Origin of the sequence: Actinomadura sp. GC306 (assembly GCF_004348665.1) — a bacterium.
In the GTDB taxonomy this organism is placed as follows: domain Bacteria; phylum Actinomycetota; class Actinomycetes; order Streptosporangiales; family Streptosporangiaceae; genus Spirillospora.
The window spans coordinates 1-26,275 of the sequence record NZ_SMKM01000070.1 but is presented as its reverse complement, the minus strand read 5'-3'; the positions used below and the strand labels follow the sequence as shown (position 1 = coordinate 26,275).

Sequence of the window (26,275 nt, the reverse complement as noted above, 5' to 3'; positions counted from 1 at the left end):
GCCCTCGCCGCCGCCGCGCAGGAGGCCGCCGGCGAGGCGGGTCCCGGCGGCAGCGCCGAACTCGTCGCGCTGACGGACGCGGAACGGGAGCGGGTGGCGCGGGTCGCGCCGCTGCCGGTCGAGGAGGTCTGGCCGCTGTCACCGCTGCAGGAGGGCCTGTACTTCCACTCCAGCTACGACACCGCCGCCCTGGACGTCTACACCGCGCAGGTCGCGTTCGACTTCAGCGACCGCGTGGACGCCGGGCGGCTGCAGGACGCGTGCGCGGCCGTACTGGCCCGGCACACCGCGCTGCGGGCCGGGTTCACCAACGACGGGCTCCCGCAGCCGGTGCAGTTCATCGGCACCGGGCCCCGGCCCCGCCTGGAGGAGATCGACCTCTCCGGGCTGGGTCCCGAAGACCGCGAAGCCGAGATCGCCCGGATCCTCGCGGCCGACCGCAGGCGCCGCTTCGACCTCGCGGCGCCGCCGCTGTTCCGGCTGCTGCTGATCCGGCTCGGCGACGGAGCCGCCGGAGAACCGGCGGACCGGCTCGTCATCACCCACCACCTGATCCTGTGGGACGGGTGGTCGGCGTGGCTGTTCTTCGAGCAGCTCATCGCCATGTACCAGCGGGCCATGTACGAGCGGCGCGGCGACACCTCCGAGCTGCCGCCGCCCGGCTCGTACCGCGACTACCTGGCCTGGCTCGCGACGCAGGACGCCGGCCGCGCCCGGGAGGCGTGGCGGGAAGCGCTGGCGGGCCTGGCCGAGCCGACGCTCGTCGGCCCGGTGGACCGCGCCCTCGAACCGGTGATCCCCGACCGCGGCCGGGCCGAGCTGTCCGTGCCGCTCACCGAGCGGCTCTACGCGGCGGTGCGCCGGCACGGCCTGACCCTCAACACGGTGTTCAGCGCGGCGTGGGCGCTGGTGCTGGCCGGCGCCACCGGCCGCCGGGACGTCGTGTTCGGCACGGCGGTCGCCGGGCGGCCGGGCGACGTGCCGCGGGTGGAGAGCGTCATCGGGATGTTCCTCAACACGGTCCCCGTCCGCGTCGCGCTGGACCCGCGCGAACCCGTCCCCGCCCTGCTGCGGCGCGTCCAGGGCGAGCGGGTCGCGCTCATGCCGCACGACTACCTCGGCCTGGGCGACATCCAGCAGGCCGCCGGGCACTCCCGCCTCTTCGACACCCTCTACGTGCTGCAGAACCTCGGCGACGAGGACGACATGGCCGAGCTGCAGGAGCGGCACGGCATCGTGGAGGCGGAGGGCCTCGACGCCACCCACTACCCGATCACGTTCGTCGTCACCCCCGGCACGCCGGTGCGGATGAAGCTGGACCACCGTCCCGACGTCATCGGCCGCGGCCTCGCCGACTCCCTGCTGCGCCGCTTCACGACCCTGGTGGAACGGTTCGTCACCGGCCTGGAGAGCGAGGAGCGGGACGCGGGCGCGGTGCCGCGCGTGGGCGCGCTCGACCCGCTGGAGCCGGCGGAGTGGCGCGCCCTGGCGGACGAGTGGGCCGCCGCCCGCCGCCCGCTGCCCGACGAGACCGTGTCGGAGATGCTCGCCGCGCAGGCCGCCCGCACCCCCGGCGAGACGGCCCTCGTCGCCGGGGACGAGACCCTCACCTACGCCGAGCTCGACGCCCGGGTGAACCGGCTGGCCCGGCTGCTGCTGTCGCGCGGCGCCGCACCGGAGCGGGTGGTGGCGCTGGCGCTGCCCCGCTCGGCCGACATGGTCGCGGCGCTGTTCGCGGTGCTGCGCACCGGCGCCGCGTACCTGCCGCTGGAGCTGGACCACCCCGCCGACCGGCTGGCGCACATGCTCGCCGACGCGGAGCCGGCCTGCGTCCTGACGACGGAGCGGGTCGCCGCGTCGGTCCTGCCGGACGGCCCGGACCGCGTCGCGCTGGACGCCCCGGACGTCGCCGCCGAGCTCGCCGCGCTGCCCGGCGGCCCGGTCACCGGTGCGGAGACCCCCGGGTTCGCGCCCGGCCGCCCGGGGCGCCTCGACCACCCGGCGTACCTCATCTACACCTCCGGCTCGACCGGCCGCCCCAAGGGCGTCGTCACCCCGTACCGCGGGCTGACCAACATGCAGCTCAACCACCGGGAGGCGATCTTCGGCCCGGCCATCGCGGCGGCGGGCGGGCGGCGGCTGCGGATCGCGCACACCGTCTCGTTCGCCTTCGACATGTCGTGGGAGGAGCTGCTCTGGCTGGTCGAGGGCCACGAGGTCCACGTCTGCGACGAGGAGCTGCGCCGCGACGCCGAGGCGCTCGCCGCGTACTGCGACCGGCACCGCGTGGACGTCGTCAACGTCACGCCGACGTACGCGCACCACCTCATCGAGGAGGGCCTGCTGGACGGGCACCGCCCGCCGCTGGTGCTGCTCGGCGGCGAGGCGGTCACCGACACCGTCTGGTCCCGGCTGCGCGACACCGAGGGGACCTCCGGCTACAACCTGTACGGCCCGACCGAGTACACGATCAACGCGCTCGGCGGCGGAACCGGGGACAGCGCCACGCCGACCGTGGGCCGCCCGATCTGGAACACCCGCGCGTACGTCCTCGACCCGGCGCTGCGCCCGGTGCCGGACGGGGCGCCCGGCGAGCTGTACCTCGCGGGCACCGGGCTGGCGCGCGGCTACCACCGGCGGGCGGGCCTCACCGCCGAGCGGTTCGTCGCCGACCCGCTCGGCGCGCCCGGCGGCCGGATGTACCGCACCGGCGACCTGGTGCGCCGCCGCCCGGACGGCAACCTGGACTTCCTCGGCCGCACCGACGACCAGGTCAAGATCCGCGGCTACCGGGTGGAGCCCGCCGAGGTCGGCGCGGCGCTGGAGGAGCACCCGGCCGTCGCGCACGCCGCCGTGGTCGCGGACGCGTCCGGGCCCGGCGGGGTGAAGCGGCTCGCCGGGTACGTCGTCCCGGAGACCTGGCCGCCCGCCGACCCCGGCGCGCTGGCGGCCGCGCTCCGCGCGCACCTCAAGGAGCGGCTGCCGGACTACATGGTCCCGGCGGCGCTGCTGCCGGTGGAGCGGCTCCCGCTGACCGTGAACGGCAAGCTCGACGTCCGCGCGCTGCCCGCGCCCGAGGTGACCGCCGCGGCGAGCCGCCCGCCGCGCACGCCCGCCGAGGAGGCCCTGTGCGGCCTGTTCGCCGAGCTGCTCGGCGTGGACCGGGTCGGCATCGACGACGACTTCTTCGACCTCGGCGGCCACTCGCTGCTGGCGACCCGGCTGGTCGGCCGCGCCCGCGCCGTGCTCGGCGCCGAGCTCGCGATCCGCGACCTGTTCGAGGCGCCCACGGTCGCCGAGCTGGCCGGGCGCGCCGCTTCGGCGGGCGGGGCGGAGCGTCCCGCCCCGGCACCGGCCGGGGACCGTCCCGCGGAGCCGCCCCTGTCGCCCGCCCAGCAGCGGCTCTGGATGATCGAGCAGCTGACCCCGTCGGCCGCCTACAACTTCCCGCTCGTGATGCGGCTGCGCGGCGCGTTCGACGCCGCCGCGTTCCGCGCCGCGCTGGCCGACGTCATGGACCGCCACGAGGCGCTGCGCACGCTCATCGGCGAGCGCGAGGGGCGCCCGTTCCAGCGGGTGGTGCCCGCCGGCGACGCCCGCCCCGCGCTGCGGACGGCGGAGGTGACGCGGGACGGGCTCGCCGCCGAGCTCGCGGCCGAGCTGGGACGGCGGTTCGACCTGGACGCCGAACCGCCGCTGCGCGGGGCCGTCCTGCGGCTGGCCGAGGACGAGCACGTGGTGGCGCTGGTGCTGCACCACATAGCGACCGACGAGTGGTCGGACGGCCCGTTCCTGCGCGACCTGTCCGCCGCCTACGCGGCCCGCGCCGCCGGGCGGGCCCCCGAGTGGGAGCCGCTGCCGGTCCAGTACGTCGACTACACGCTCTGGCAGCGGCGGCTGCTCGGCGACCGCTCCGAGCCCGGCAGCCTCGCCGCCCGCCAGCTCGCGTTCTGGAGGAAGGCGCTCGACGGCGCGCCGGAGCGGCTGGAGCTGCCCACCGACCGGCCGCACCCGGCGCGGCCGACCATGTCCGGCGGCGAGTTCACCGTCGAACTCGACCCGGCCACCTGCGAGGGGCTGCGCCGGCTCGGCCAGCGCGGCGGCGCCAGCATGTTCATGGTGTGCCACGCGGCGGTCGCGGCGCTGCTGCACCGCCTCGGCGCCGGGGACGACCTCCCGCTCGGCGCGCCGATCTCCGGCCGGACCGACGAGGCCCTGAACGACCTGGTCGGCTTCTTCGTCAACACGCTGGTGCTGCGCACCGACGTGTCGGGCGACCCCACCTTCGCCGAGCTGCTCGCCCGCGTCCGGGAGACCGACCTGGCCGCCTTCTCGAACCAGGACGTGCCGTTCGAGGCCGTGGTCGAGGAGCTGAACCCCGTCCGCTCGCCGGACCGGAACCCGCTGTTCCAGGTCATGGTCGGGTTCCGCAACCGGGGAGGCGGCGACGTCTCGTTCGCGGGGCTGGACGTGCGGCCCGAACCGGTCGAGGCGCGCACGGCCAAGTTCGACCTGGTGTTCAGCTTCGCCGAGGACGCCGGCACCGGCCGGATCTCGTGCGTGCTGGAGTACCGCTCCGACATCTTCGACCGGCCGACGGTCGCGGCGCTGGGGGAGCGGCTGTCGCGGCTGGCCGCCGCCGTCGCCGCCGACCCGGACCTCCGCGTCGGCGACATCGACGTGGTGACCGCCGGGGAACGCGCCCTGGTCGTCGAGGGCTTCAACCGCACCGGGCGCGAGGTGCCCGAGGAGACCATCCCCGGAATGTTCCGGCGGCGGGCGGCCGAGCGTCCCGGCGCCGTCGCCGTCGTGGACGGCCACCGCACCCTCACCTACGCGGAGCTGGACGACCTGTCCGCCCGCATGGCGCGGCTCCTCGCCCACCACGGCGTCGGCCCGGAGAGCGTCGTCGGGGTCGCGGTGCCGCGCTCGGCGGAGATGGTCGCGGTGATGCTGGGCGCGAGCAGGCTCGGGGCGGCGTTCCTGCCGCTGGACCTGGCGCACCCGGCCGACCGGATCGCCTACATGCTCACCGACGCGAAGGCGGCGGCGGTCGTCGTCACCGAGCAGGTCGCCGGGAAGGTGCCCGATGTCGACGGCGTCCGGCAGGTGGTGCTGGACGATCCGGAGGCCGCGGCGCTGCTCGCCCGCGCCGAACCGGGCGGGCCGCTCCCGCCGAACGCGCTCGACCCCGTCGCGCTCGACCAGGCCGCGTACGTCATCTACACGTCCGGTTCGACGGGCCGGCCCAAGGGCGTCGTCGTCCCGCACGAGGGCATCGGCAGCCTCGTCGCCACGGCCGTCGACCGGATGGGCCTCACGCCCGGCAGCCGCGTGCTGCAGTTCGCGTCCATCGGCTTCGACGTCACGATCTTCGAGCTGGCGATGGCGCTGTGCCACGGCGGGCGGCTGGTGCTCGTCCCCGACGAGGCGCGCGTGCCGGGCCCCGAGCTCACCGGCTTCATGACCGCCCAGGGCATCACGCACGCGATCCTGCCGCCGTCGCTCGTCGCGGCGCTGCCCGAGGGCTGCGCCCCGCCCGCGGGCGCGACGGTGCTGGTCGGCACCGAGACCGTCCCGCCGGGCGTGATCGCGCGCTGGGCCGGGCACCTGCGGCTGCTGGCCGCCTACGGGCTGACCGAGGCGACGGTGAACTCCACCCTGTGGCCGGCCGAGGAGGGCTGGTCGGGCGCGGTCCCGATCGGCGCGCCCGACCCCAACACCCGCGTCTACGTGCTCGACGGGCGGCTGCGGCCCGTCCCGCCCGGGGTGCCCGGCGAGCTGTACGTCGCCGGGCGCGGGCTCGCCCGCGGCTACCTCGGGCGCCCCGGCCTGACCGCCGAGCGGTTCGTGGCGTGCCCGTTCGGCCCGCCCGGGGCCCGCATGTACCGGACGGGCGACCGCGCGCGCTGGCGCCCCGGCGGCGACATCGACTTCCTCGGCCGCGCCGACGACCAGGTGAAGGTCCGCGGGTTCCGCATCGAGCCCGGCGAGGTCGCCGGCGCGATGACGCGGCACCCGGGCGTGCGGCAGGCGGCCGTGGTCGCCGACCGCGGCGGCGCGGACACCCGGCTGATCGGCTACGCCGTCCCCGAACCGGGGGAGGGCCCGCCGGACCCGGCCGAGCTCCGGGCGCACGCCGCGACCCTCCTGCCGGACTACATGGTCCCGGCGGCGGTCGTGGTGCTCGACGGCCCGCTGCCGCTCACCCCGAACGGCAAGCTCGACCGCCGCGCGCTGCCCGCCCCCGACTGGGCGTCGATGACCGGCTCCGCGCGGCCCGCCACCCCGCGGCAGCGGGAGCTGGCCGCCCTGTTCGCCGAGGTGCTCGGCCTGCCCGAGGTCGGCCTGCACGACGACTTCTTCGCGCTCGGCGGGCACTCCATGTCGGCGATGCGGCTGCTCGGCCGGATCCGCACGGCGCTGGACGCCGGACTCGCACTGCGCGACGTGTTCGACGCCCCCACCGTCGCCGCGCTGGCCGAACGCCTCGCCGCCGCCCCCGGCTCCGGGAGCGGGCCGCGGCTCGTCGCGGGCGCCGAGCGCCCCGGCACGGTGCCGCTCGCGCCACCGCAGGAATGGCACTGGGACCGCTACCGGCAGGGCACGGGCCGGGCGTACACCTCGGCGTTCGCGCTGCGCTCCGGCGACCTCGACGGCGACGCCCTGGCGGCGGCGCTCGCCGACGTCGCCGCGCGGCACGAGCCGCTGCGCACCCGCTTCCCCGGCGGGCGGCCGGAGCCCGCCGAGCCGGTGCTGGAGCACGTCCGGGTCACCGATCTGGACGCCTCGCTCCGCGACCTGGCCCGCGAACCCGCCGACCTGGAAGCGCGCCCGCCGCTGCGGGCCCGCCTGCTCACCGCGCCCGGCGGCGCGCGGGCGCTGCTGCTGACCACGCACCACATCGGCGTGGACGACTGGTCCGCGGTCCCGCTGAGCCGCGACTTCGCCGCCGCCTACGCGGCGCGGCTGAGCGGCCGCGAGCCGGAACCGCCGCCGCTGCCGGTCTCCTACACCGACTACACGCTGTGGGCGCACCGGGTCGCCGGCGACGCCGAGCAGGACCAGCTCGCCTACTGGCGCGAGGCGCTGGACGGGCTGCCCCGTCGGATCGCCCTGCCCTACGACCGGGAACCGTCCCCCGGGCACCGGGGCACGGGCGAGTTCCTGGAGTTCCGGATCGGGGCCGGGCTGCACCGAGCGATCGGCGCCCTGGCGGCACGGACCGGGACGAGCACGTTCATGGTGCTCCAGGCCGCGCTGGCGACCCTGCTCACCCGGCACGGCGCGGGCACGGACGTCCCGATCGCCTCCCCGGTCGCGGGCCGTGCCGAGGACCGGCTCACCGACCTGGTGGGCTGCTTCTCCAACACCGTCCTGCTGCGCACCGACACCGCCGGCGACCCGGACCTCCCGGAGCTGCTCGGCCGGGTGCGCGACACCGACCTGGCCGCGTTCGACCGGCAGGACGTCCCGTTCGCCCGGGTCGCCGCCGCGCTCGGGCCGGCCGCGCCGCAGGTGCTGCTGACCCAGCACGAGCAGGCCGCCCTGGCGGAGGTCCCGGGCCTGGACGCGGGGTTCGACCTCGTCCCGACCGGCGCGCTGCCCGCCGAGCTGGCGCTCGGCTTCTACGAACCGCGGGGCCCCGGGCCCGTGGACTGCGTCCTGGTCTACGACGCGGAACTGTTCGGCCGCGCGACGGCCGGACGGCTCGCCGATGAACTGCTCGACATCCTGAGGAGGAGCACACGATGAGCACCAACCCCTTCGAAGACCCCGAGGGCCGCTTCCACGTCCTGGTGAACGACGAGGGGCAGCACTCGCTGTGGCCGTCCTTCGCCGACGTCCCGGCGGGGTGGCGGTCCGTGTTCGGTGAGGACACCCGCGAGGCATGCCTGGAGTACGTCGAGAAGAACTGGACGGACATGCGCCCGCGCAGCCTCGTCGAGGCCATGGAGGGCAGGGGCTAGGAGCGCCGCCCGTCCGACCAGGCCCGCCACAGGGCGGCGTACCGGCCCCCGGCGCCCACGAGCTCGTCGTGGCTGCCGGTCTCCACCACGCGGCCGCCGTCGAGCACCACGATCCGGTCGGCGGCCGCGGCCTGGGTGAGCCGGTGCGCCACCACCAGCGCCGTGCGGCCATCGATCGCGGCGGACGCCGCGGACTCCAGCTCCCGGGCGCCCGCGCTCCCGGCCTCGGCGGTGGCCTCGTCCAGCACGACGACGGGCGGATCGGCCAGCACCAGCCGCGCGAGGGCGAGTTGCTGCGCCTGGGCGGCCGTGAGCCGGTGGCCGCTCTCGCCGACGACCGTGTCGAGCCCCTGCGGCAGCGCCAGCGCCCAGTCGAGCGCGCCCACCCGGGCGAGCGCCGCGCGCAGCTCGTCGTCCGCCGCGTCCGGCCGGGCCAGCCGCAGGTCGTCGGCGAGCGGCCCGCTGAAGACGTGCACCTCCTGGGTCACCAGCCCGACCTCGCCGCCGGTGCGGGCCGTGCCGGCGTCGGGGCGGTGGATGCCCGCGATGAGCTTGGCCAGCGTCGTCTTGCCGGCGCCGCTGGCGCCGACCAGCGCCACCCGCTCCTTCTCGGCGATGTCGAGGTCGACGCCGCGCAGCACGGGATGGCCGGTCCGGTAGGCGTAGCGGACGCCGCGGACCTCGACCGGCCCGCCGGCCGGCCCGGTGCGGCCGGCGTCCGCCGCCGCGGCGCGGGGCGGGGCCGCGTCGGCGACGCCGACCAGGCGGGCCAGGCCGGCGGTGGCGCTCTGCGCGTCGTCGGCCAGGCCGAGCGCGATGTTGATCGGGGCGAACAGGTTGTGGAAGTACAGCGCGGCGGCGCTGGCCGTGCCGATGCTCACCGAGCCGTTCCGCACCAGCAGGAAACCGGCCGCCAGCACGGCCGACAGCCCGATGAACTCGGCGAGGTTGAGGCGCGCGTAGAACCGCGTCACCAGCCGCACCCCGCGCAGCACCAGGTCGACCGCCGCGAGCGACCGGGTGCCGACGCGGCCGGTGTGCTCCTTCTCCAGCCGGAACGCCCGCACCGTGGCGGCGCCGCCGACCGCGCCGAGCAGCTCCTGCTGCTGCGCGCCGACCGCGACGCGCTGCGCCGCGTAGAGCGGGACGGCCTTGCGCACGTACCACCGCACGGTGTGCACCTGGACGGGGACGGCCAGCAGCGCCACCAGCAGGAACCGCCAGTCGAGGAACGCCAGCGCCACCAGGGTCAGGCCGATGGCGAGCAGCGACCGGGCCAGTGCCGGGACGGCCTCGCGGACCGCGGTGGTCACCTCCGACACGTCGTTGGTCACCCGGGACGTCAGGTCGCCGGAGCCGGCCAGCTCGACCCGCTCCAGCGGCAGCCGCAGCGCCCGCTCCACGAACCGCTCGCGCAGCGTCGCCAGCATGCCCTCGCCGGCGCGGGCGACCAGTCCGAGCCCGTAGGCGGTCGCCACTCCCTGGACGACCGCGATGACCGCGAGCCAGATGACGGGCGTGCCGAGCGCGGCCGCGGGCCGGCCCTGCGCGACGAGGTCGACGATGTGCCCGAGCACCGGCGCGGTGAGCAGCCCGACGGCGGTGGCGCCGATCAGCGCGAGGAACCCGGCCGCGATCGTGCGGCGGTGCGGGCGGGCCAGTTCGCGGACGGCGGCGCGGGTGCGCGCCGCCGTGGCCGTGGGCAGCAGCTCCCGCTCGTCTGTGGTCGTCACCGGGGGTCGTTCTCCTCTGCCTAAAGGACGGTCGCGCGGTAGGCGGGGTGCTCGTGGACGAGTTCGCCGTGGGTGCCCTCGGCGGCGGCGGTGCCGCCGTCCAGGAACACGACCCGGTCGGCCGCGGCGAGCAGCGCCGGGCTGGTCGCCACCACGATCGTCGTGCGCCCGGAGCGCGCCTCCCGGACGCCGGCGGCGATCCGTGCCTCGGTGAACGTGTCGACCGCGGTGGTCGGGTCGTGCAGCACCAGCACCGGCGCGGCGGTGGCCAGCGCGCGGGCGAGCGCGACGCGCTGCCGCTGCCCGCCCGACAGCGACCGCCCGCGCTCGGTGAGGAGGGTGCCGGTGCCGTGCGGCAGGTTCGCGGCGACCTCGTCCGCCGCCGCTGCCCCCAGCACCGCCGCCGCGCCGTCCGGCCCGCCGGGCGCGGCGGCGGCCACGTTCTCCAGGAGGGTGCCCTCGAACAGGTCGGCGTCGTGCTCGGCGACCACGATCGCCTCGCGGACGGCGGCGGGGTCCAGGTCGCGCAGCGGCGTCCCGTCGAGTTCGATCGTCCCGGCCTCGGGGTCGGCGGAGCGGCCGAGCAGGCGCAGCAGCGCGGTCGCCGTGGCGTGCGAGGCGGTCGCGATCCCGAGCAGCTCGCCCGGCCGGGCGTCCAGGTCCAGGCCGCGCAGCGCGTCGCCGTCGCGGACGCCGCGCAGCCGCAGCGCGCCCCGCACGGGCCGCGCCGGCTCGCCGTCACCCTCGGCCACGGCGGGCGGCGCGCCCAGCACCGACGCCACGCGGGCGGCGGACGCGCGGCCCTGCGCGAACTCGCCGTTCGCCCACGCCAGGATCGACAGCGGCCCCAGCAGGAACTGCGCCAGTCCCACGGCCGTGACCAGCTGGCCGACGGTGATGTCGCCGGAGACGGCGAGCCGCCCGCCGACCAGCGCGACGATCGCGATGAACACACCGGTCACGATGAGCATGCCGCCGTCGTGCCACGCCTGCGCGCGGGCGGCCCGCACGGTCGCGGCGAGCGAGTCGCGGCTGGTGCGCCGGTACCGCGCCTCCGCCGCCCGCTCCGCGCCGATGCCCTTGAGCACCCGCAGCCCGGTGAGCAGGTCCGCGGCCACGCCGGACGCGTGGGCGGCGCGCTCCTGCTCGGCGCCGCTGCGCCGTTCGAGCGGCTTGCCGGCCAGGTGCGCCAGCCCGAGCAGGGGCGGGATGCCGAGCAGGACGAGCAGCCCCAGCGGAACCGACATCCACAGCAGCGCGACGCCGCCCGCCACCAGGCCCGCCAGCGCCGCGGCCCCGGCCGCCAGCGCGGCGTGCACGGCGCCGGCCCGCTTGGTGTCGCCGGTCGCGATGTTGACCAGCTCGCCCGGCAGCCGCCCGGTCTCGGCGCCGCCGCGCGGGTCGAGGGTCCGCCGGGTCATCTCCAGCCGCAACTCGTGCGCGGCCCGCTCGGCCGCCCGCTCGGCGAGGCGGAAGCCGAACCGGTAGCTGTAGGAGAGCCCGGCGAAGACCGCGCCCAGCACGGCGAGCCACCGGACGAGGGCGCCGGCGTCGCCGGGCAGGATGGCCTTGTCGATGACCACGCCGATCACCACCGGCACCAGCACCTCGCCGGCCTGGTGCCCGGCGGCCAGCACGGCGCCGCCGGCGGCGAGCCGCCACTGCCCCGTGATCACCCGCCGCAGGACGTCACGACCGCGCACCGGCGTTCCTCCGTTCTCCGTCTCGGGCGGCGTCCGCCGGCTCGGTGACGCAGCAGCTCGGGCAGATGCCCTGGCCCAGCGTCACCCAGAGGCAGCAGGTGCGGCGCCGCAGTTCGGGGAGCGCGGGCAGCTCGATCAGCCCGGCCACCGGCCCGCCGACCGACTCCAGCAGCGTCCGCGCCCCGTCGCCGGAGTCTTCCAGCAGGTCGGCGGCGAACGTGACGAGGGGGTGGACGAGCGCCTCGGCCACCGACCCCCACAGCCCGCGCCGCCCGGCGCGGGTGAGCGCGTGCAGGGCCTCGATGACCGGCGCGTGCAGTTCGCGCAGGAGGGAGCCGGCGATGACCGCGCCGAGTTCGCGGGCGTCCCCGGTGGCGACCCGGGGCTCGCGCAGCGCGACGAGCATGCCGGGGTCGGCCGCCGGGGTGCTCAGCACCGCGGTCTCGGCGGTCAGCACGGGCACGCGCCGGTTGAGGGCCCAGCCGAGCACGACCGGGAGCGTGGTCCAGTAGGAGAAGTTCTTCCACCACAGGGCGGCGGCGACGTGCGGCGGGGCCTGCCAGCGCCGCTCCGTCTCGGCGACCAGGGCGCCGAGCCGCTCGCGCGGGCGGGCCGCGAGGTCGGCCACGGGGAACCAGCCGTCGCCGGTGGGCCGCAGGCCGGGGGCGACGCCCAGCGGGCCGTCGGTCTCGGCGGCGGCGCGCAGCCGCGCGCCGAGCGGCTCCAGCGCCCGCTCGGCGTGCCGCCCCACGGCGACCGCCTCTGCCAGGGTCCTGTTCACGAAAGCTCCGCTATAGGCAAATAAGGCAAGGCTAACCTAAAGCACCTCTCCTGCCGAGGGGCGGGGCTTTCCACCTATTGAATATAATCAATAGGTGCCTTACGTTGGAGGTCACGCGCTCCGGACGGAGGAACGATGGCCGAGATCAGCGTCGCCATGGCCGCGAGTCACGCGCCCGGCCTCACCGGCTGGTTCGACAAGGCGCCCGAGCCCGACCGGAAGACGGTGCTCGCCGCATACGCCGAGATCTGCGAGGCTCTCGTGGAGTCCCGCACCGACGTGCTCCTGATCGTCGCCAACGACCACATCGCGAACTCGAAGGTGTCCGACTATCCGAACTTCACGTTCGGCATGGCCGAGCGGCACCGCGGCCCGGACGAGTGGTTCAAGCCGTGGCTGCGCGTCCCGGACTACGAGATCCCCGGCCGCCCGGACGTGGCCGACGTCCTCTACCGGAGCGTCAAGGACCTCGCCCCCGGCGTGCGCGCCGTCCCCGAGAACCTGCGCTACGACGACAACATCTCCGTCCCGGTCACCATGGCCGGCGTCGCCTCGACGGACATCGCGGTCGTCCCGCTGCTGCAGAACTGCACCGTGCCGCCCGTCCCGGACGAGCGGGTCTGCTACTCGCTCGGCCAGGCCCTCGGCGACGCCGTCCGCGACCGCCTGCCGGAGGGGCTGCGGGTCGGGCTGCTCGGCTCGGGCGGCCTGTCCCACGAGCCGGGCGGGCCGCGCTACCTGGAGATCGACGAGAAGTTCGACCGCTGGTGGCTGGACCTCCTGGTCGAGGGCGACCACGAGCGGATCCTGTCGGAGGGGACGTTCGAGGCCATGGAGCGGGCGGGCTCCGGCGGCACCGCCGAACTGCTGTCCTGGGTGGTCGTCATGGGCGCGATCGGCCCGCGCCCGTGCCGCAACCTGGGCTACGCCGCCGTCGACCAGTGGCGCTGCGGGTTCGGCGCCGTCCGCTGGGAGCTGCCGTGACACCGGGGGGACGCATGGACGAGCCGGATTCGGCCCTCGCGCACTTCGACCCGCGGCTGCGGGCCAACGACCTCGTGCAGGACCTCAAGTGGGACCCCGCGCTGCGGGCCCGCTTCGAGTCGGACGAGCGGGCGGTGCTCGACGCCTACCCGCTCACCGGGCAGGAGCGCACCGCGATCCTCGCCCGCGACTTCCGCCGGCTGTTCGAGCTCGGCCTGCACCCCTACCTGCTCGCCCAGCTCGCCCGGCTGATCTACGGCACCGGCGAGAAGGCCGGCACCTCCGGCGCGGCGACCGCGCTGATCAGGTCGCTGCTGGGGGACCGCTACGACGCCTACATGGCGGAGCGCGGTGCGTAGCGGCCACGCCGGTACCCCCGTCGTCGACGTCCACGCCCACGCGCTGCCGCTGCCGCTGCTGCGCGAGCTGGCGCGCCGGGGGCTCGCCGACCTGTCGCGGTGCGCGGAGCGGGTACTGCTCCTCGACCCGGAGGTCTGCGGGCTCGCGCCCGGCTCGCCCATCCCGTTCGCGCCCGAGCAGCACGACATGCGGCGCCGCCTGGCCGCGATGGACGCGATGGGGGTCGACCACCAGGCCGTGTCCGCACCGCCGTTCGTGTTCGGCTCCGAGTCCGGCGACGCCCGGCTCGTGCTGGAGGTGACGCGGCTCGCCAACGACGCGCTCGCCGAGTTCGCCGCCGCGTCGGGCGGGCGCCTGTCCGCCCTGGCCACCGTCCCGGTGGGGCACCCCGGCGCGGTGCCGGAGCTCGCCCGCTGCCTGGACGAGCTCGGCATGGCCGGCGCGACGATCGGCACGTTCGGCGGTGGCCGCGAACTCGACGACCCCGCCAACGAGGACCTGTGGCGGGAGCTCGCCGCGCGGCGCTGCTTCACGCTGCTGCACCCGAGCCGCGTCTCGGACCGCGACCGGCTGGCCGGGTACCACCTGGTCCAGCTGCTCGGCTACCCCATGGAGACGGCCCTCGCGACGGCCCGGCTCATCTTCGGCGGCGTCCTGGACCGGCACGACCTCGTCCTCTGCCTGGCGCACGGCGGCGGATGCGTCCCCGCGGTCGGCGGCCGGCTGGACCTCGGCTGGCGCCGCAAGGCGGTCGCCCGGGTGACCGGCCGCCCGCCGGCCGACTACCTGCGCCGGCTCCGCTACGACACGGCGGTGTTCGACCCGGCGGCCCTCGGGCGGCTGGTCGAGGACGTCACGGCCGCGCACGTCCTGCTCGGCACCGACGCCCCCTTCGACCTCGCCGACGACGACCCCCTCGGGACCGTCCGGGCACTCGGCGTCGACGCCGGGCGGGAGGCTGCCATCCTTGGCGGCAACGCCGTGCGGCTCCTCGGCGTCCCGGGCCTCCCCGCGGCCCGGGACGGCCGGGCCGGGCCGTCCGCGCCACTGCCCACCACCGCCGAAGGACAACCATCATGAGCACCGACAGGGCGGCGGCCGAGCTGCCCCGGCTCTCGCTCGCCGAGACCGTCGCCAAGCGGATCGAGGCGCGCATCGCCGAGGAGGGCCTCCCGACCGGGCACCGCCTCGGCACCCGCGACAGCCTGCGCCGCGAGTTCGACGTGGCCGCCGCGACGTTCAACGAGACGGTCCGGCTGCTGGCCGCGCGGGGCACGGTCTCCGTCCGGCCCGGCGTCAAGGGCGGCGTCTTCGTCGCGTCCCCGCCGCCGCTGGTGCGGCTCGGCCGCAAGATGCTCGAACTCAGCGGGGACTCGGTCTCGGTGTCGGACTGCCTGGTGATGCGGGACGCGCTGGAGCCGCTGCTCGCGCAGGAGGCCATGCGGCACCGGACCGCCGCCGACGTCGCCGACCTGCGGCGGCTCGCCGCCGCGATGGCGGCGGCGCACGGGTCGGCCGACCCCTTCGCCTACCTCGCCGCCAACTGGGCGCTGCACCGCAGGATCGCCGAGATCACGCCGAACAAGGTCCTGCAGCACACCTACGTCTCGCTCCTGGAGTTCGTGGAGAACCGGCTCCGCGGCGTCACGCCCGACGAACCCGACGGGCCGTCCGAGCCGGGCACGGCCGCGGACGGCGGCGGCCCGGCACCGGACGGGACCGCCGTCCACGAGGAGCTGGTGGAGGCCATCGCGGGCGCCGACCCCAGGCGGCTGTCGGCGGCCGTCGCGGCGCACGCCGCCCTGACCGCGTCCCGGAGGGGCGGGGCATGAGCGGTCCGCGCACGGCCCTGGTCGTCATCGACATGCAGAACGACTACTGCCACCCCGGCGGCGTGTTCGCGAAGGCCGGGCTCCGCGTCACCGGGCTGGACGAGCTGGTCGGGAACGTCAACACGCTCGCCGCCGCCGCCCGCGCCGCCGGCGACCCGGTCGTCTGGGTGCGGATGGAGTGGGCCGGCGACGCCGACGTGGGGCTGCTCGCCGAGCGGAGCCCCTTCCTGCGCGAGGAGGGCCTCCGGCGCGGGACCTGGGGCTGCGAGCTCGTCTCCGGCCTGGACCGCGCGCCCGGCGACCACGAGATCGTCAAGCCCCGCTTCGACGCGTTCCACCGCACCGGGCTGGCGGACCTGCTGCGCGACCTCGGCGCCGGGGCGCTCGTGGCCGCGGGCGTGCGCACCGACTTCTGCGTCGAGTCGACCGTCCGGTCGGCCTTCTTCCGCGACCTGCGGGTGACCGTGCCGCGCGAGGCCGTCGCCGGCTACTTCGAGGACCTGCACCACAACAGCCTGCGCCTGATGGGCACCGTCTTCGCCGAGGTCGTCCCCCTCGGCGACGCGGCCGCCGCGTTCGGCCGGGCACCGGGAGGCCGCCGATGCCGCTGATCGAGGTGAGCCTGGTCGAGGGCCGTTCGCCGGAGCAGCTGCGCACGCTCATCAGCCGGCTGACGGACGCGGCGGAGGACGCCCTCGGCGCGCCCCGGGCGAGCATCCGCGTCATCCTCCGCGAGGTGCCCGCCGCGCACTGGGCCGCCGGGGACGTGACGATCGAGGAACGCGACAAGGAGCAGTGATGGACCTGATCCCGCATGTGATCGACGGCCGCGAGACGGGGTCCCGCGAGCGCTTCCCCACCGTCGATCCCTACACCCGGCGGCCGTGGGCGGAGGTGGCGCTCGGCGGCCGGGAGGAGGCGGGGCGGGCGGTCGCCGCCGCGCGGCGCGCCTTCGACGAGGGGCCCTGGCCGCGGATGGGGTTCGCCGAGCGCGGCGCGATCCTGCACCGGCTGGCCGATCTCATCGAGGACGCCCTGGACGACCTCGCGATGGCCGACACCACCGACATGGGCAAGCCCATCTCCGACACGCGGTCGAAGGACGTGCCGCGCTCGGCGGCCAACTTCCGGTTCTTCGCCGACCACGCGCGGCTGTCGTCGGCCGAGGCCCTGCCGATGGACAGCGGCCACCACGCCTACACCCGGTACGAGCCCGCCGGCGTCGTCGCCGCCATCGCGCCGTGGAACTTCCCGCTGATGCTGGAGACCTGGAAGGTCGCCCCCGCGCTGGCGTGGGGCAACACCGTGGTGCTGAAGCCCGCCGAGCAGACCCCGGTGTCGGCGACCCTGCTGGCGCGGCTGGCACTGGAGGCCGGGATGCCGCCGGGGGTGCTGAACGTCGTCCACGGGTACGGCCCCGGCTCGGCGGGCGAGGCGCTGACCACCGACCCGCGCGTGGACCGCATCACCTTCACCGGCGAGTCCGCGACCGGCCGCGCCATCGCCGCCGCGGCGGCGGCGAACCTCACCCCGGTCAGCTTCGAGCTGGGCGGCAAGGGCGCCAACCTGGTGTTCGCCGACGCCGACCTCGACCTCGCCGTCTCCTGGTCGGTCAAGGCGATCTTCAGCAACGCGGGGCAGGTGTGCCTCGCCGGGAGCCGCCTGTTCGTCCAGCGCGACATCTACGACCGGTTCCTGGAGCGCTTCGTCTCCGCCGCCGAGGCCCTGGTGCAGGGCGACCCGAAGGACCCCGCGACCCAGCTCGGGCCGCTGGCCTCCACCGAGCACTACGCGAAGGTGAAGGGCTACATCGACGGGGTCGCCGCCGAGGGCGGCAGGATCGCCACCGGGGGAGTGGCGGGCGAGGGGCTGTTCGTGCGGCCGACCGTCGTCCTCGACGCGCCGCCGGACGCGCGGGTGCGCCGCGAGGAGATCTTCGGCCCGGTGGCCGCCGTGACGCCCTTCGCCACGGAGGAGGAGGCCGTCGCCGCCGCCAACGACACCCGGTACGGGCTGAACGCCATGGTGTTCACCGAGAACCTCTCCCGGGCGCACCGCGTCTCGGCCGCGCTGCGGGCCGGGACCGTGTGGACGAACTGCTTCTTCGTCCGCGACCTGCGGGCGCCGTTCGGCGGCGCCGGCGACTCCGGCATCGGCCGCGAGGGCGGCACCTACAGCCGCGAGTTCTTCACCGAGCCGAAGGCCGCCGTCATGGCGATCTGAGCGCGCCCGCGGCCCATGCTTCGCGCGGCGGCGGGAAGGGGGGACCGCATGGAACCGCTCATCACCTTCGGGCACGGCGTCGCCGGGCGCGCGGAGCTGGCGCCCCTGCTGCGGGAGGCCGGGGTGCGGCGGGTGGTGGACGTGCGCACCGCCCCCGGCAGCCGCCGCAACCCCGACGCGCGGCGCGACGACCTGGCGGAGTGGCTGCCCGCCGCGGGGATCGCGTACCGGTGGGAGCAGCGGCTCGGCGGCTTCCGCCGCGCCGCGCCCGAGTCGCCCGACACGTTCTGGCGCAACGCGTCCTTCCGCGGATACGCCGGGCACACCCGCGCCCCCGAGTTCCTGGCGGCCATGGACGAACTGCTGGGCGAGGCCGAGGAGGACCGCACGGCCGTGATGTGCAGCGAGTCGGTGTGGTGGCGCTGCCACCGCCGCCTCATCGCCGACTTCGCGGCGCTGGCCCGCGGCCGGGCCGTGCTGCACCTCGCCCACGACGGCCGCCTCACCGAGCATCCGCCCACCTCCGGTGCGCGCCTGCGCGACGACGGGCTCCTCGTGTACGACGGGGAATGACGAGGTCTACGACGGTGAGTGACGCGCCGTGCGGTTCGGGAGGCGGACGTCCGGGCGCAGCGGGGCGGCCGAACGCGCGCGGACGGACGCCGCCGTGACTCCGGACCCGTACGCCACGTCCTCGGCCAGCCGCAGCACGGTGTAGCGGACCGGGTCGACGGAGGGCCGCTGCCGCAGCCACTCCAGCCCGATCGGGGCCAGCATCGCCGCGGCGGCGGTGCTGGCCAGGCGGCTGCGTGGAGCGGCGGCCAGGGTGAGGAGGCCGAGCGGCCACCACTCGCGGCGCAGGGCGTGGCCGACGGCGGCGGCGTCCGCGACGACGCCCTTGCCGACCAGGGCGGCGGCGAGACCCGGCCCGGCCGGCAGCCGCGACAGGCGCCGGGCCAGCAGCGCCGCCGACGCCCCGGCGCAGGCGGCGGCCGCGCCGGGACGTCCCCGCGCGAGCAGCCCCAGCACGGCGAGGTTCCAGGCCGACGGGCGGGCGGGCGCGAGCCTGCCGGGGTGCCGCCGGGCGAGGTCGGCGGCGGACGTGCCGTACTCGTGCCGGCGCCGCGCCCAGTCCGCCGGGCGCAGCCGCGCCGTGTGGGTGACGCGGGCGGCGGGCTCGTACCGGACGTGCCACCCGCGGTCGCCGAGCCGCCAGACGAAGTCGACGTCCTCGCCGAGCCGCAGGTCCTCGTCGAACGCGTTGCCCTCGGCCGCCGCGACGCGCACCAGCAGCGTCGCGGTCGGCACGAACCCGAGCCGCCCGCCCGGCCGGACCAGCGCGGGCCGGGCGCCCATGTCCAGGGACGAGCGAGCGGCCTCGTACCGGGCGAGCAGCGCGGAACCGCCGTCGGGGACGTGGTCGTCCGGCAGCACCCGAGGCGCGACGGCGGCGACGCGGGGATCGTCGAAGTGCGGGACGAGGACGTCGAGCCAGCCGCAGGCGGGGCGGCAGTCGGAGTCCACGAACGCGGCGAGCGGCGTCTCCACCAGGCGGAGCCCGGTGTTGCGCGCGGCGGCGGGACCGCGGTTGCGGTCGTGCCGGACCAGCCGTGCCCCATGCGCCTCCGCTACGCGGCGCAGCGGCCCGGGATCGGGCGAGTGGTCGTCCACCACGATCACCGGCAGCCCCTTGACGGCGGCCAGGGAGCGCTCCAGCTCGTCGGGCCGCCCGAAGGCCGGGATGACGACCGTCACCTCGTGCGGCCCGGGACACGGGGCCGGGACGGGGTGCGCCATGCCGAGGTCCAGGAGGCGGCGGGCCAGCGCCCGCCCGACCGGCGAGGGGTCCGCCAGGCCCCGCGCGCCCGCGCGGCGCAGCGCCGCCAGATGCGGCAGGGCGGCGTCGGCGAGGCGCACCACCTTCCACGGCGAGCCGCCGGTGGCGACGCGGCCGTCCGACCAGAAGGACGTGCCCCGGTCGAGCGCGATGGCGTGGCCGGCGGAAGGAGTCACGGCCGGGCCTCCTGGGTCGGTACGCCCGGACCGAGGAGGCGGCCGCGTTCGTCGACCCGCCCGCCGCCGATGCGGCCCGCGACGTCTCTGACCATGGCCGCCACGATCTCCCGGCCGTGCGCCTCGGACGCCCCCGCGGGGTCGCCGAGCACCCCCGACGGCGACACGGCCCGCACGCCCCGCGCGACCAGCTCCGGCATGATCGCGGCCAGCGGGCGCGTCTCGCCGCTGACCGCGTCGAACGGCCGGACGAGGTGGGGAGCGAGGTGCAGCATCACCGACGTCTCGGTGCAGCCCGCGTGCGCGTCGCCGCCGGGGACGCCGCAGCCCGCCCAGGCGGCGTCGTGCCCCTCGCGGCGCAGCCGGCCCACGGCGGCGTCGAGCGTCGCGACGTTGCCGCCGTGCCCGTTGACCAGGACGACGCGTCCCGCCCACTCCGCGAGCGAGCGCACGGTCTCGACGACCACGGCGTGCAGCGCCTCGTGCCCGATGGAGATCGTCCCGGGGAACCCGGCGTGCTCGCCGCTGGCGCCGTAGGCGATCGCGGGCGCGACGAGCACCGCCCCCGCCGCCTCCGCGCGCAGCACGCCGGCCGCGCGGGCGGCGACGGCCTCGGCGATCACCGTGTCGGTGGACAGCGGCAGGTGCGGCCCGTGCTGCTCGGTCGACCCGACCGGCACCAGGACCAGCGCCCCCTCCCGGACGTCCGGCCAGGCGGCCCGGCTCAGCCCGGCGACCAGGTCACCGCCCGGAGCACCGTCCCCCGCACCCGCCACGTCAGCCCTCGGACCCGCCGCCCAGCGTGAGCCGGAAGCCCGGCGGCACCACGAGGTCGTCGGGGGACAGGTCGCCGACGCCCGAGTGCCCGAGGCCGAGGACGGCCGAGTCGAGGCCGCCGCGCAGGATGTCCAGGACGTTCTCCACCCCGGCCTGCCCGTTCGCCGCCAGGCCCCACAGGTAGGCGCGGCCGATGAGCACGGCCCGCGCGCCCAGCGCGAGCGCCTTGGCGACGTCCCCGCCGCGCCGCACGCCGCCGTCGAGCAGCACCTCGACCTGGTCGCCGACCGCGTCCGCGATGGACGGCAGGACGCGGATCGTGGCGGGGGTGGTGTCCAGGTTGTTGCCGCCGTGGTTCGACACCGACAGCGCCGTCACCCCGGCGTCCACGGCCCTCTTGGCGTCGTCGACGCGCGTGACGCCCTTCAGCATGAACGGGCCGCCCCACTCCTTGCGCATCCACGCCACGTCCTCCCAGGTGGGCGGCGGGGTCTGCATCCACTCCCCGTAGGCGCCGAAGAAGGTGGGGGCGGTCCCGTCCGGCGGCGTGAGGTTCGGGGTGGTCAGGTCCGGCAGCCGCCCCGACCTGGCGAAGCGCCACAGCCAGCCGGGGTAGGGCACGACGCCCGGCGCCAGCTTCGCCATCGTCTTGAAGTCGAGCTTGTCCGGGATCGAGGGGCTGCCCCAGTCGCGGCCGTGGGAGAACGACCAGTCGAGCGTGGCGATGAGCGCCTTGGCGCCCGCCGCCTTCGCTCGCTCCATGCGCTGCACCATCGCGTCGCGGTCGCCGCTCCAGTACATCTGGAAGAACACGTTCGGGTTGGCGGCGGCGACCTCCTCCACGGGCTTGCTCGCGAACGAGCTGAGGCCCATGATGACGCCCCGGTTGGCGGCGGCCCGCGCCACGGCGACCTCGCCCTCGGGGTGGACGGCCTGGACCCCGGTGGGGGAGATCACCACCGGGAACGACGACTCCACGCCCATCACGGTGGTGGACAGGTCGCGCTCCGCCTTGTGGCCGACGACGCGGGGCGCGAAGCCGAGCTCCCCGAACGCCTTCGTGTTGTCGTCGATCGTCCGGCCGCGCTCCGAGCCCGCGACCAGCGCGCCGTAGACCATGTACGGCAGCCGCCGCTTGGCGCGCCGCTGGGCCTCGGCCACGGTCTCGAACCACGGGTTCCTGAACATCTGTGTCGTCTCCTGAGGGGGTGGGCCGGGGTCAGGGCATCCGCAGCCCGGCGAGGGGGTTCTCCTCGCAGGCGCTGACCGGCGGGCGTTCCGGGGGGCGGCTCAGCAGCGTCACCGGGACCGGGCGCCTGCGGGCCGGTGCGGTGCGGTGCGAGTGGTCGGCGGACGGCTTCGGGATGCCCGAGCGGTCCTCGGGGCGGCCGGCGAGGAGCTTCTCGCCGTGCCCCTGGACGCACTCGGGGTCGGGGCCGTCCAGCGGCAGCCCGGTGAAGAACTTGGCGGCCATGCAGCCGCCCTTGCACGTGTCGTAGAAGGCGCAGGAGCTGCACGCGCCGCCGTTCTGCGGCTGCCGGAGGTCGCGGAACAGCTCCGACTCGCGCCAGACGCGGGTGAAGCCGCCCGGCTGCCGGGTGTTGCCGGCGAGGAACTCCTCGTGGATCGCGAAGGGGCAGGCGTACACGTCGCCGACCGGGTCGATGAGGCACACCACCCGGCCCGCGCCGCACAGGTTCAGCCCCGGCAGCGGCGCCCCGTAGGCGGACAGGTGGAAGAACGAGTCGCCGGTCAGGACGCTGTCGCCGTGCGCGACCAGCCAGTCGTACAGCTCGCGCTGCTGGCCGGGGAGCGGGTGCAGCTCGTCCCACACGTCGGCGCCGCGGCCGGACGGGCGCAGCCGGGTCAGCCGGAGCTGCGCGCCGTACTCGTCGGCGAGCGCCTTGAACGCGTCCATCTGCGGGATGTTGTGCCGGGTGCACACGACCGACAGCTTGAAGTTCCTCATGCCGGCGTCGGCGAGGTTGCGCATCGCGCGGACGGCCGTGTCGTAGGAGCCGGGACCGCGCAGCGCGTCGTTGACGTCGGCGGTCGCGCCGTCCAGCGAGATCTGCACATCGACGTAGTCGTTGGCCGCGAGCCGCCGCGCCGCCTCCGGCGTGATCCGGACGCCGTTCGTGGAGAACTTCACGCCCACGTGGTGGGCGGTGGCGTAGTCGAGCAGCTCCCAGAAGTCGGGCCGCACGGTCGGCTCGCCGCCGCCGATGTTGACGTAGAAGACCTGCATGGCCTCCAGCTCGTCGATGACGGCCTTGGCCTCGGCCGTGCTCAGCTCGCGCGGGTCGCGGCGCCCCGAGCTGGACAGGCAGTGCGCGCACGACAGGTTGCAGGCGTAGGTCAGTTCCCAGGTCAGGCAGATCGGCGCGTCGAGCCCGTGCTCGAACAGGTCGACCAGCCGCGTCCCCGCGGCGGGGGCGTCCGTGGCCGGGGTCTTCGTGGCGGGGGTGGTCATGGGGTCCTTTCGACGAGCATCGAGGACCGGACGAGCGTGCCGAGCGCCGCGCGGTACCGGGCCAGGTCGGACTCCGGGACGCCGGCCGCCGCGCACGCCTCCCGGGCGGTCGGCGCGTCGCCCAGGGAGCGGACGACGTCGAGGAGCCGGCGGTCCTTGAGGAACGACAGCTTGCGCGTGCCGAAGTGGTACAGGAGCGCGCCGAACGGCTCGGGCCGCACCGAGACCTGCGGGTGCAGGTCCCAGGCGCGGTCGAGGTCGATGGCCTGCATCGGCTAGTAGACGCCGCACATGCCGTCGATCGAGACCTCCTCGATCAGGGCCTCGGCGACGTCGGCCTCCCGGGCGGCGTCGCCGACCGGGTCCGCCGTCTGCTGCTCGGGTGCGTTGGTGTCCATCAGGGGCCTCCTTGTCCGACTTGGCACGGATACTAAATGCATCGAGTGCCAAAAGATAGGGTCCGGGCATGATCCCACGTGCCGACGTGCTCGTCGTGGGGGCGGGCGGCAGCGGCGCCGCCCTGGCCGCGCGGCTCAGCGAGGACCCCGCCCGCGCGGTCGCCGTCGTGGAGGCCGGGCCGGTGCCGCCCACCGCCGCGGAGTTCCCGGCGGACCTGCTCGACGCCCGCCTCGTCCCCGGCGCCCGGCCGGGGAGCGCCGCCGTCCGGATGCTCCCCGCCCTGCTCGCGCCCGGGATGCCCTACATGGCGGCCCGGGGGAGCTTTCTCGGCGGGTCGACCACCGTCAACGGCGGCTACTTCGTCCGGGCGCGCCGCGCGGACTTCGACCGCTGGTCGGCCGCCACGGGCGAAGGCCGCTGGTCTTTCGAGCGGGTGCTGCCGCTCCTGCGCGCCCTGGAGGCGGACCTCGACTTCGGGGACGCCCGCGCGCACGGCGACCGCGGCCCGGTGCCGGTGCGCCGGACCGCCCTGGACCACCCCGCCGCCGCGGCGTTCGAGGCCGCCGCCCGCGAGCTCGGCCATCCGGACGAGCCCGACAAGAACGCCCAGGACGCGCCCGGCTTCGGCCCGGTGCCGTCGAACACGCGGGACGGCCGCCGCGTCAACACCGGGCTCGCCTACCTGCTCGGCGCGGCGCACCGCCCCAACCTGACCGTGCTCGGCGGCTGCACGGTGCGGTCGCTGGTCATCGAGCGCGGCAGGGCCACCGGGGTCGTCGCCGAACGGGACGGGCGGCGCGCCGTCCTGGCGGCGGGGGAGATCGTGCTGTGCGCGGGGGCCCTCGCCTCACCGCACCTGCTGCACCTGTCGGGGATCGGCCCCGCCGCCGAGCTGGAGCGCGCCGGGATCCGGGTCGTCCACGACCTGCCGTCCGTGGGCGCCGCGCTGAGCGACCACCCGCAGGTGACCGTGGAGTGGGCGCCCCGGCGGCGGCTGCCCGGACCGTCCGGCACGTGGCTGGGCGGGGCACTGCACCTGCCGTCCTCGGGCGGGCACGGCGCGGGCGACCTGGAGATCCTGCAGTCCCTGGTGCCGATGGCGGCCCTGGTGGCGGGGACGGTCACGGCCCCGGGCGCGCCGCTGCCCTTCCTCGTCTCGGCGCAGGCGCCGCGCAGGACCGGCGGGCTGCGGACCGTGTCGGCCGATCCCGGCGTCCCGCCGCGCGTCGAGTACGGGTACCTGGAGACCGCGGACGACCGGCGCCGGATGCGCGAGGGGGTCCGTGCGGTGGCTGCCGTGCTGGCCACGGCGGCGTTCGCCGAGGTGGCCCAGGACCTCGCCGAGCCGGACCCGCGGACCCTGGCGGACGACCACGCCCTCGACCGCTGGATACGGGCCCGGCTCGGCACGTCCCAGCACACCTGCGGCACCGTGCCGATGGGGTCCGCCGTCGACGCCCGCGGCGGCGTGTACGGGCTGGAGGGGCTGCGGGTGGCCGACACCTCGATCCTGCCCACGGCGCCGCTGCGCGGCCCGGCCGCCACGGCCGTCCTCATCGGCGAGGTCGTCGCCGGCGCCATGACCGGGCGCGACGCGTAAGCCTGAGGGGGACCGGCTCGTCAGGACGCGGGGACCGTGCCGTCCAGGACGGCCGCGAGGCCGTCGCCCAGGTGCCGGATCGCCTCGTCCAGCAGATCGGACAGCGCGGCCCGCCCCTCGCTCGCGAGCCAGTGCTCGTAGGCCGACATCGCGGCGGCGAGCACCAGGTGGCCGGCGAGCCGGGGGACGGCCGCCGAGGGCGGGACGCCGGCGCGCGCGGCCACGAACTCGGTGATGACCGCCCGCCACGACGCGTACCGCAGGGTGGCGTCGGCCTGGAGGACCGGGACACCGAGGATGAGCTCCATCCGCTGGCGGTGCCAGGGCACCTCCTGCGGGTCGAACCGGTTGAACTCGACCACGGCGTGTCGCACGGCGTCCATCGTCGGCGTGCGGGCGCCGGTCTCGGCGAGCAGCTCGCGCAGCCGGCGCAGCTGCCCCTCGAAGTCGCCCCAGACGAGGTCGTTCTTGGAGGCGAAGTAGCGGAAGAACGTCCGCCGCGCGATCCCGGCCGCCGCCGCGATGTCGTCCACCGTGGTCCGGTCGAAGCCCTGCCGGGCGAACAGCTCGAAGGCGAGCCGCTCCAGGGCGGCGGCGGAGGTCGCGCGGTTCACGGCGCGGTTCGGGCCGGACGAGTACATGGCGCCGGCTCACCACCCAGCTTCGTCGGCTGCACATACGCGAACTGCGCCCCGCCGAAGATCACCACCGGCATCACCGACAGCACCACCATCAGCAGCCCCACCCGCATCGACCGCCGGAAGAACTCCACCTCCGCCGTCCGCCGCAGCAGGTGATAGCCGCTCACCCCGGCCATGAAGAACCCCGCCGTCAAGAACCCGCCGAACAGCACATGAAAGAACGCCAGAACCGCCGTCGGATTCGTCAGCAGCGCCCCCACATCGGTCAGCCGCGCCGTACCGTCCACCATTTCGAAACCCACCGGACGCTGCAGCCACCCATTCGCCACCAGAATGAAATACGCCGAGGCGTACGCCGTCAGCGTCACCACCCAGATCAGCCCCAGATGCACCCACCGGTTCAGCCGATCCCACCCGAAAATCCACAGCCCCAGGAACGTCGACTCCACGAAGAACGCGACGATCGTCTCCAGCGCCAGCGGCACCCCGAAAACCCCGCCCGTCATCCGCGACATCCCCGCCCAGTTCAACCCGAACTGGAACTCCATCACCAACCCCGTGACGATCCCCACCGCATAATTGATGACGTACAACTGGCCCCAGAAACGCACCATCCGCGCATGCACCGCACTGCCCGACACCGTCGCCCGCGTCTGCATCAACGCCACCAGCGTCGCCAAACCCAACGTCAACGCCACGAACATGAAATGCGTACCGGCCGTCAACGCGAACTGGACCCGCGCCAGCAACAACGCGTCCGCACCCATCAGCACAAGCCCCCAGGAC

General features: G+C 76.1%; 22 protein-coding genes. 11 read left to right on the top strand and 11 right to left on the bottom strand.

Annotated elements, in window-relative coordinates; all coding sequences use genetic code 11:
• Positions 1-93 precede the first annotated feature (93 nt).
• Both E1200_RS12970 and E1200_RS12965 read left to right on the top strand, forming a co-directional pair.
• Positions 94-7,755 (top strand): non-ribosomal peptide synthetase, encoded by a 7,662-nt coding sequence (locus tag E1200_RS12970; protein ID WP_207933320.1) that lies wholly within the window; start codon positions 94-96, stop codon positions 7,753-7,755.
• Complete coding sequence (locus tag E1200_RS12965; RefSeq protein WP_131952117.1) at positions 7,752-7,970, top strand: MbtH family protein; 219 nt, start codon at positions 7,752-7,754, stop codon at positions 7,968-7,970. Before E1200_RS12970 ends, E1200_RS12965 begins: the two co-directional genes overlap by 4 nt.
• On the opposite strand, the gene E1200_RS12960 is transcribed toward E1200_RS12965, so the two are convergent.
• Genes E1200_RS12960 through E1200_RS12950 form a run of 3 tightly spaced genes read right to left on the bottom strand, consistent with a single transcriptional unit; the run spans position 7,967 to position 12,187 of the window.
• Entirely contained in the window at positions 7,967-9,703 is a 1,737-nt protein-coding gene (locus E1200_RS12960) for an ABC transporter ATP-binding protein (protein WP_131952116.1), read from the bottom strand. The genes E1200_RS12965 and E1200_RS12960 overlap by 4 nt on opposite strands.
• A gap of 20 nt (positions 9,704-9,723) precedes the next feature.
• Complete coding sequence (locus E1200_RS12955; protein WP_131952115.1) at positions 9,724-11,406, bottom strand: ABC transporter ATP-binding protein; 1,683 nt, start codon at positions 11,404-11,406, stop codon at positions 9,724-9,726.
• A complete protein-coding gene (locus E1200_RS12950) occupies positions 11,393-12,187 on the bottom strand; it encodes a hypothetical protein (protein ID WP_131952114.1) in 795 nt (264 codons plus the stop codon). The genes E1200_RS12955 and E1200_RS12950 overlap by 14 nt, the downstream gene beginning before the upstream one ends.
• 135 nt (positions 12,188-12,322) lie before the next feature.
• Between E1200_RS12950 and E1200_RS12945 the strand changes: the two genes are divergently transcribed.
• The 8 genes from E1200_RS12945 to E1200_RS12910 are packed head-to-tail and all read left to right on the top strand — an operon-like array spanning position 12,323 to position 18,159.
• The gene (locus tag E1200_RS12945; RefSeq protein WP_131952113.1) at positions 12,323-13,171 is read left to right on the top strand and encodes a hypothetical protein; all 849 of its coding nucleotides are present in this window, start codon (positions 12,323-12,325) and stop codon (positions 13,169-13,171) included.
• A 14-nt stretch (positions 13,172-13,185) separates the two neighbouring features.
• On the top strand, positions 13,186-13,530 hold the full coding sequence (locus E1200_RS12940) for an extradiol ring-cleavage dioxygenase (RefSeq protein WP_131952112.1): 345 nt from the start codon (positions 13,186-13,188) through the stop codon (positions 13,528-13,530).
• Positions 13,523-14,611: an amidohydrolase family protein gene (locus E1200_RS12935; protein WP_131952111.1), complete on the top strand. Its 1,089-nt coding sequence runs from the start codon at positions 13,523-13,525 to the stop codon at positions 14,609-14,611. Before E1200_RS12940 ends, E1200_RS12935 begins: the two co-directional genes overlap by 8 nt.
• Complete coding sequence (locus E1200_RS12930) at positions 14,608-15,363, top strand: FCD domain-containing protein (protein ID WP_131952110.1); 756 nt, start codon at positions 14,608-14,610, stop codon at positions 15,361-15,363. The genes E1200_RS12935 and E1200_RS12930 overlap by 4 nt, the downstream gene beginning before the upstream one ends.
• Positions 15,360-15,974, top strand: coding sequence for an isochorismatase family cysteine hydrolase (locus tag E1200_RS12925; RefSeq protein WP_131952109.1), 615 nt, complete (start codon positions 15,360-15,362; stop codon positions 15,972-15,974). The genes E1200_RS12930 and E1200_RS12925 overlap by 4 nt, the downstream gene beginning before the upstream one ends.
• Positions 15,965-16,162 (top strand): 4-oxalocrotonate tautomerase family protein, encoded by a 198-nt coding sequence (locus tag E1200_RS12920; protein WP_131952108.1) that lies wholly within the window; start codon positions 15,965-15,967, stop codon positions 16,160-16,162. The genes E1200_RS12925 and E1200_RS12920 overlap by 10 nt, the downstream gene beginning before the upstream one ends.
• On the top strand, positions 16,162-17,586 hold the full coding sequence (locus tag E1200_RS12915) for an aldehyde dehydrogenase (RefSeq protein ID WP_131952107.1): 1,425 nt from the start codon (positions 16,162-16,164) through the stop codon (positions 17,584-17,586). The genes E1200_RS12920 and E1200_RS12915 overlap by 1 nt, the downstream gene beginning before the upstream one ends.
• A gap of 48 nt (positions 17,587-17,634) precedes the next feature.
• Positions 17,635-18,159 (top strand): DUF488 domain-containing protein, encoded by a 525-nt coding sequence (locus E1200_RS12910; protein ID WP_131952106.1) that lies wholly within the window; start codon positions 17,635-17,637, stop codon positions 18,157-18,159.
• Positions 18,160-18,165: 6 nt separating this feature from the next.
• Here E1200_RS12910 and mftF read toward each other — a convergent pair whose 3' ends face one another.
• The 6 genes from mftF to mftA are packed head-to-tail and all read right to left on the bottom strand — an operon-like array spanning position 18,166 to position 23,247.
• Positions 18,166-19,599, bottom strand: a complete 1,434-nt coding sequence (gene mftF, locus E1200_RS12905) for a mycofactocin biosynthesis glycosyltransferase MftF (RefSeq protein WP_131952105.1) — start codon at positions 19,597-19,599, stop codon at positions 18,166-18,168.
• On the bottom strand, positions 19,596-20,375 hold the full coding sequence (gene mftE / locus E1200_RS12900) for a mycofactocin biosynthesis peptidyl-dipeptidase MftE (protein WP_243708527.1): 780 nt from the start codon (positions 20,373-20,375) through the stop codon (positions 19,596-19,598). Before mftE ends, mftF begins: the two co-directional genes overlap by 4 nt.
• Before the next feature lies 1 nt (position 20,376).
• Positions 20,377-21,564 carry a pre-mycofactocin synthase MftD gene (gene mftD, locus E1200_RS12895; RefSeq protein ID WP_131952104.1) on the bottom strand — a complete coding sequence of 396 codons (1,188 nt, stop codon included), beginning with the start codon at positions 21,562-21,564 and terminating at the stop codon, positions 20,377-20,379.
• Between the two features lie 31 nt (positions 21,565-21,595).
• Positions 21,596-22,849 (bottom strand): mycofactocin radical SAM maturase, encoded by a 1,254-nt coding sequence (gene mftC, locus E1200_RS12890; RefSeq protein WP_131952103.1) that lies wholly within the window; start codon positions 22,847-22,849, stop codon positions 21,596-21,598.
• Entirely contained in the window at positions 22,846-23,121 is a 276-nt protein-coding gene (gene mftB / locus E1200_RS12885; protein ID WP_131952102.1) for a mycofactocin biosynthesis chaperone MftB, read from the bottom strand. Before mftB ends, mftC begins: the two co-directional genes overlap by 4 nt.
• 3 nt (positions 23,122-23,124) lie before the next feature.
• The gene (gene mftA / locus E1200_RS12880) at positions 23,125-23,247 is read right to left on the bottom strand and encodes a mycofactocin precursor MftA (RefSeq protein ID WP_131952101.1); all 123 of its coding nucleotides are present in this window, start codon (positions 23,245-23,247) and stop codon (positions 23,125-23,127) included.
• 68 nt (positions 23,248-23,315) lie between these two features.
• On the opposite strand from mftA, the gene mftG reads away from it, so the two are divergent.
• Positions 23,316-24,848 (top strand): mycofactocin system GMC family oxidoreductase MftG, encoded by a 1,533-nt coding sequence (gene mftG / locus E1200_RS12875; RefSeq protein WP_131952100.1) that lies wholly within the window; start codon positions 23,316-23,318, stop codon positions 24,846-24,848.
• A 20-nt stretch (positions 24,849-24,868) separates the two neighbouring features.
• On the opposite strand, the gene mftR is transcribed toward mftG, so the two are convergent.
• Positions 24,869-25,462 carry a mycofactocin system transcriptional regulator gene (gene mftR / locus E1200_RS12870; protein ID WP_243708526.1) on the bottom strand — a complete coding sequence of 198 codons (594 nt, stop codon included), beginning with the start codon at positions 25,460-25,462 and terminating at the stop codon, positions 24,869-24,871.
• On the bottom strand, positions 25,459-26,275 hold an 817-nt coding region (locus E1200_RS12865), incomplete at its 5' end, for a cytochrome ubiquinol oxidase subunit I (protein ID WP_243708525.1). The genes E1200_RS12865 and mftR, both read right to left, overlap by 4 nt.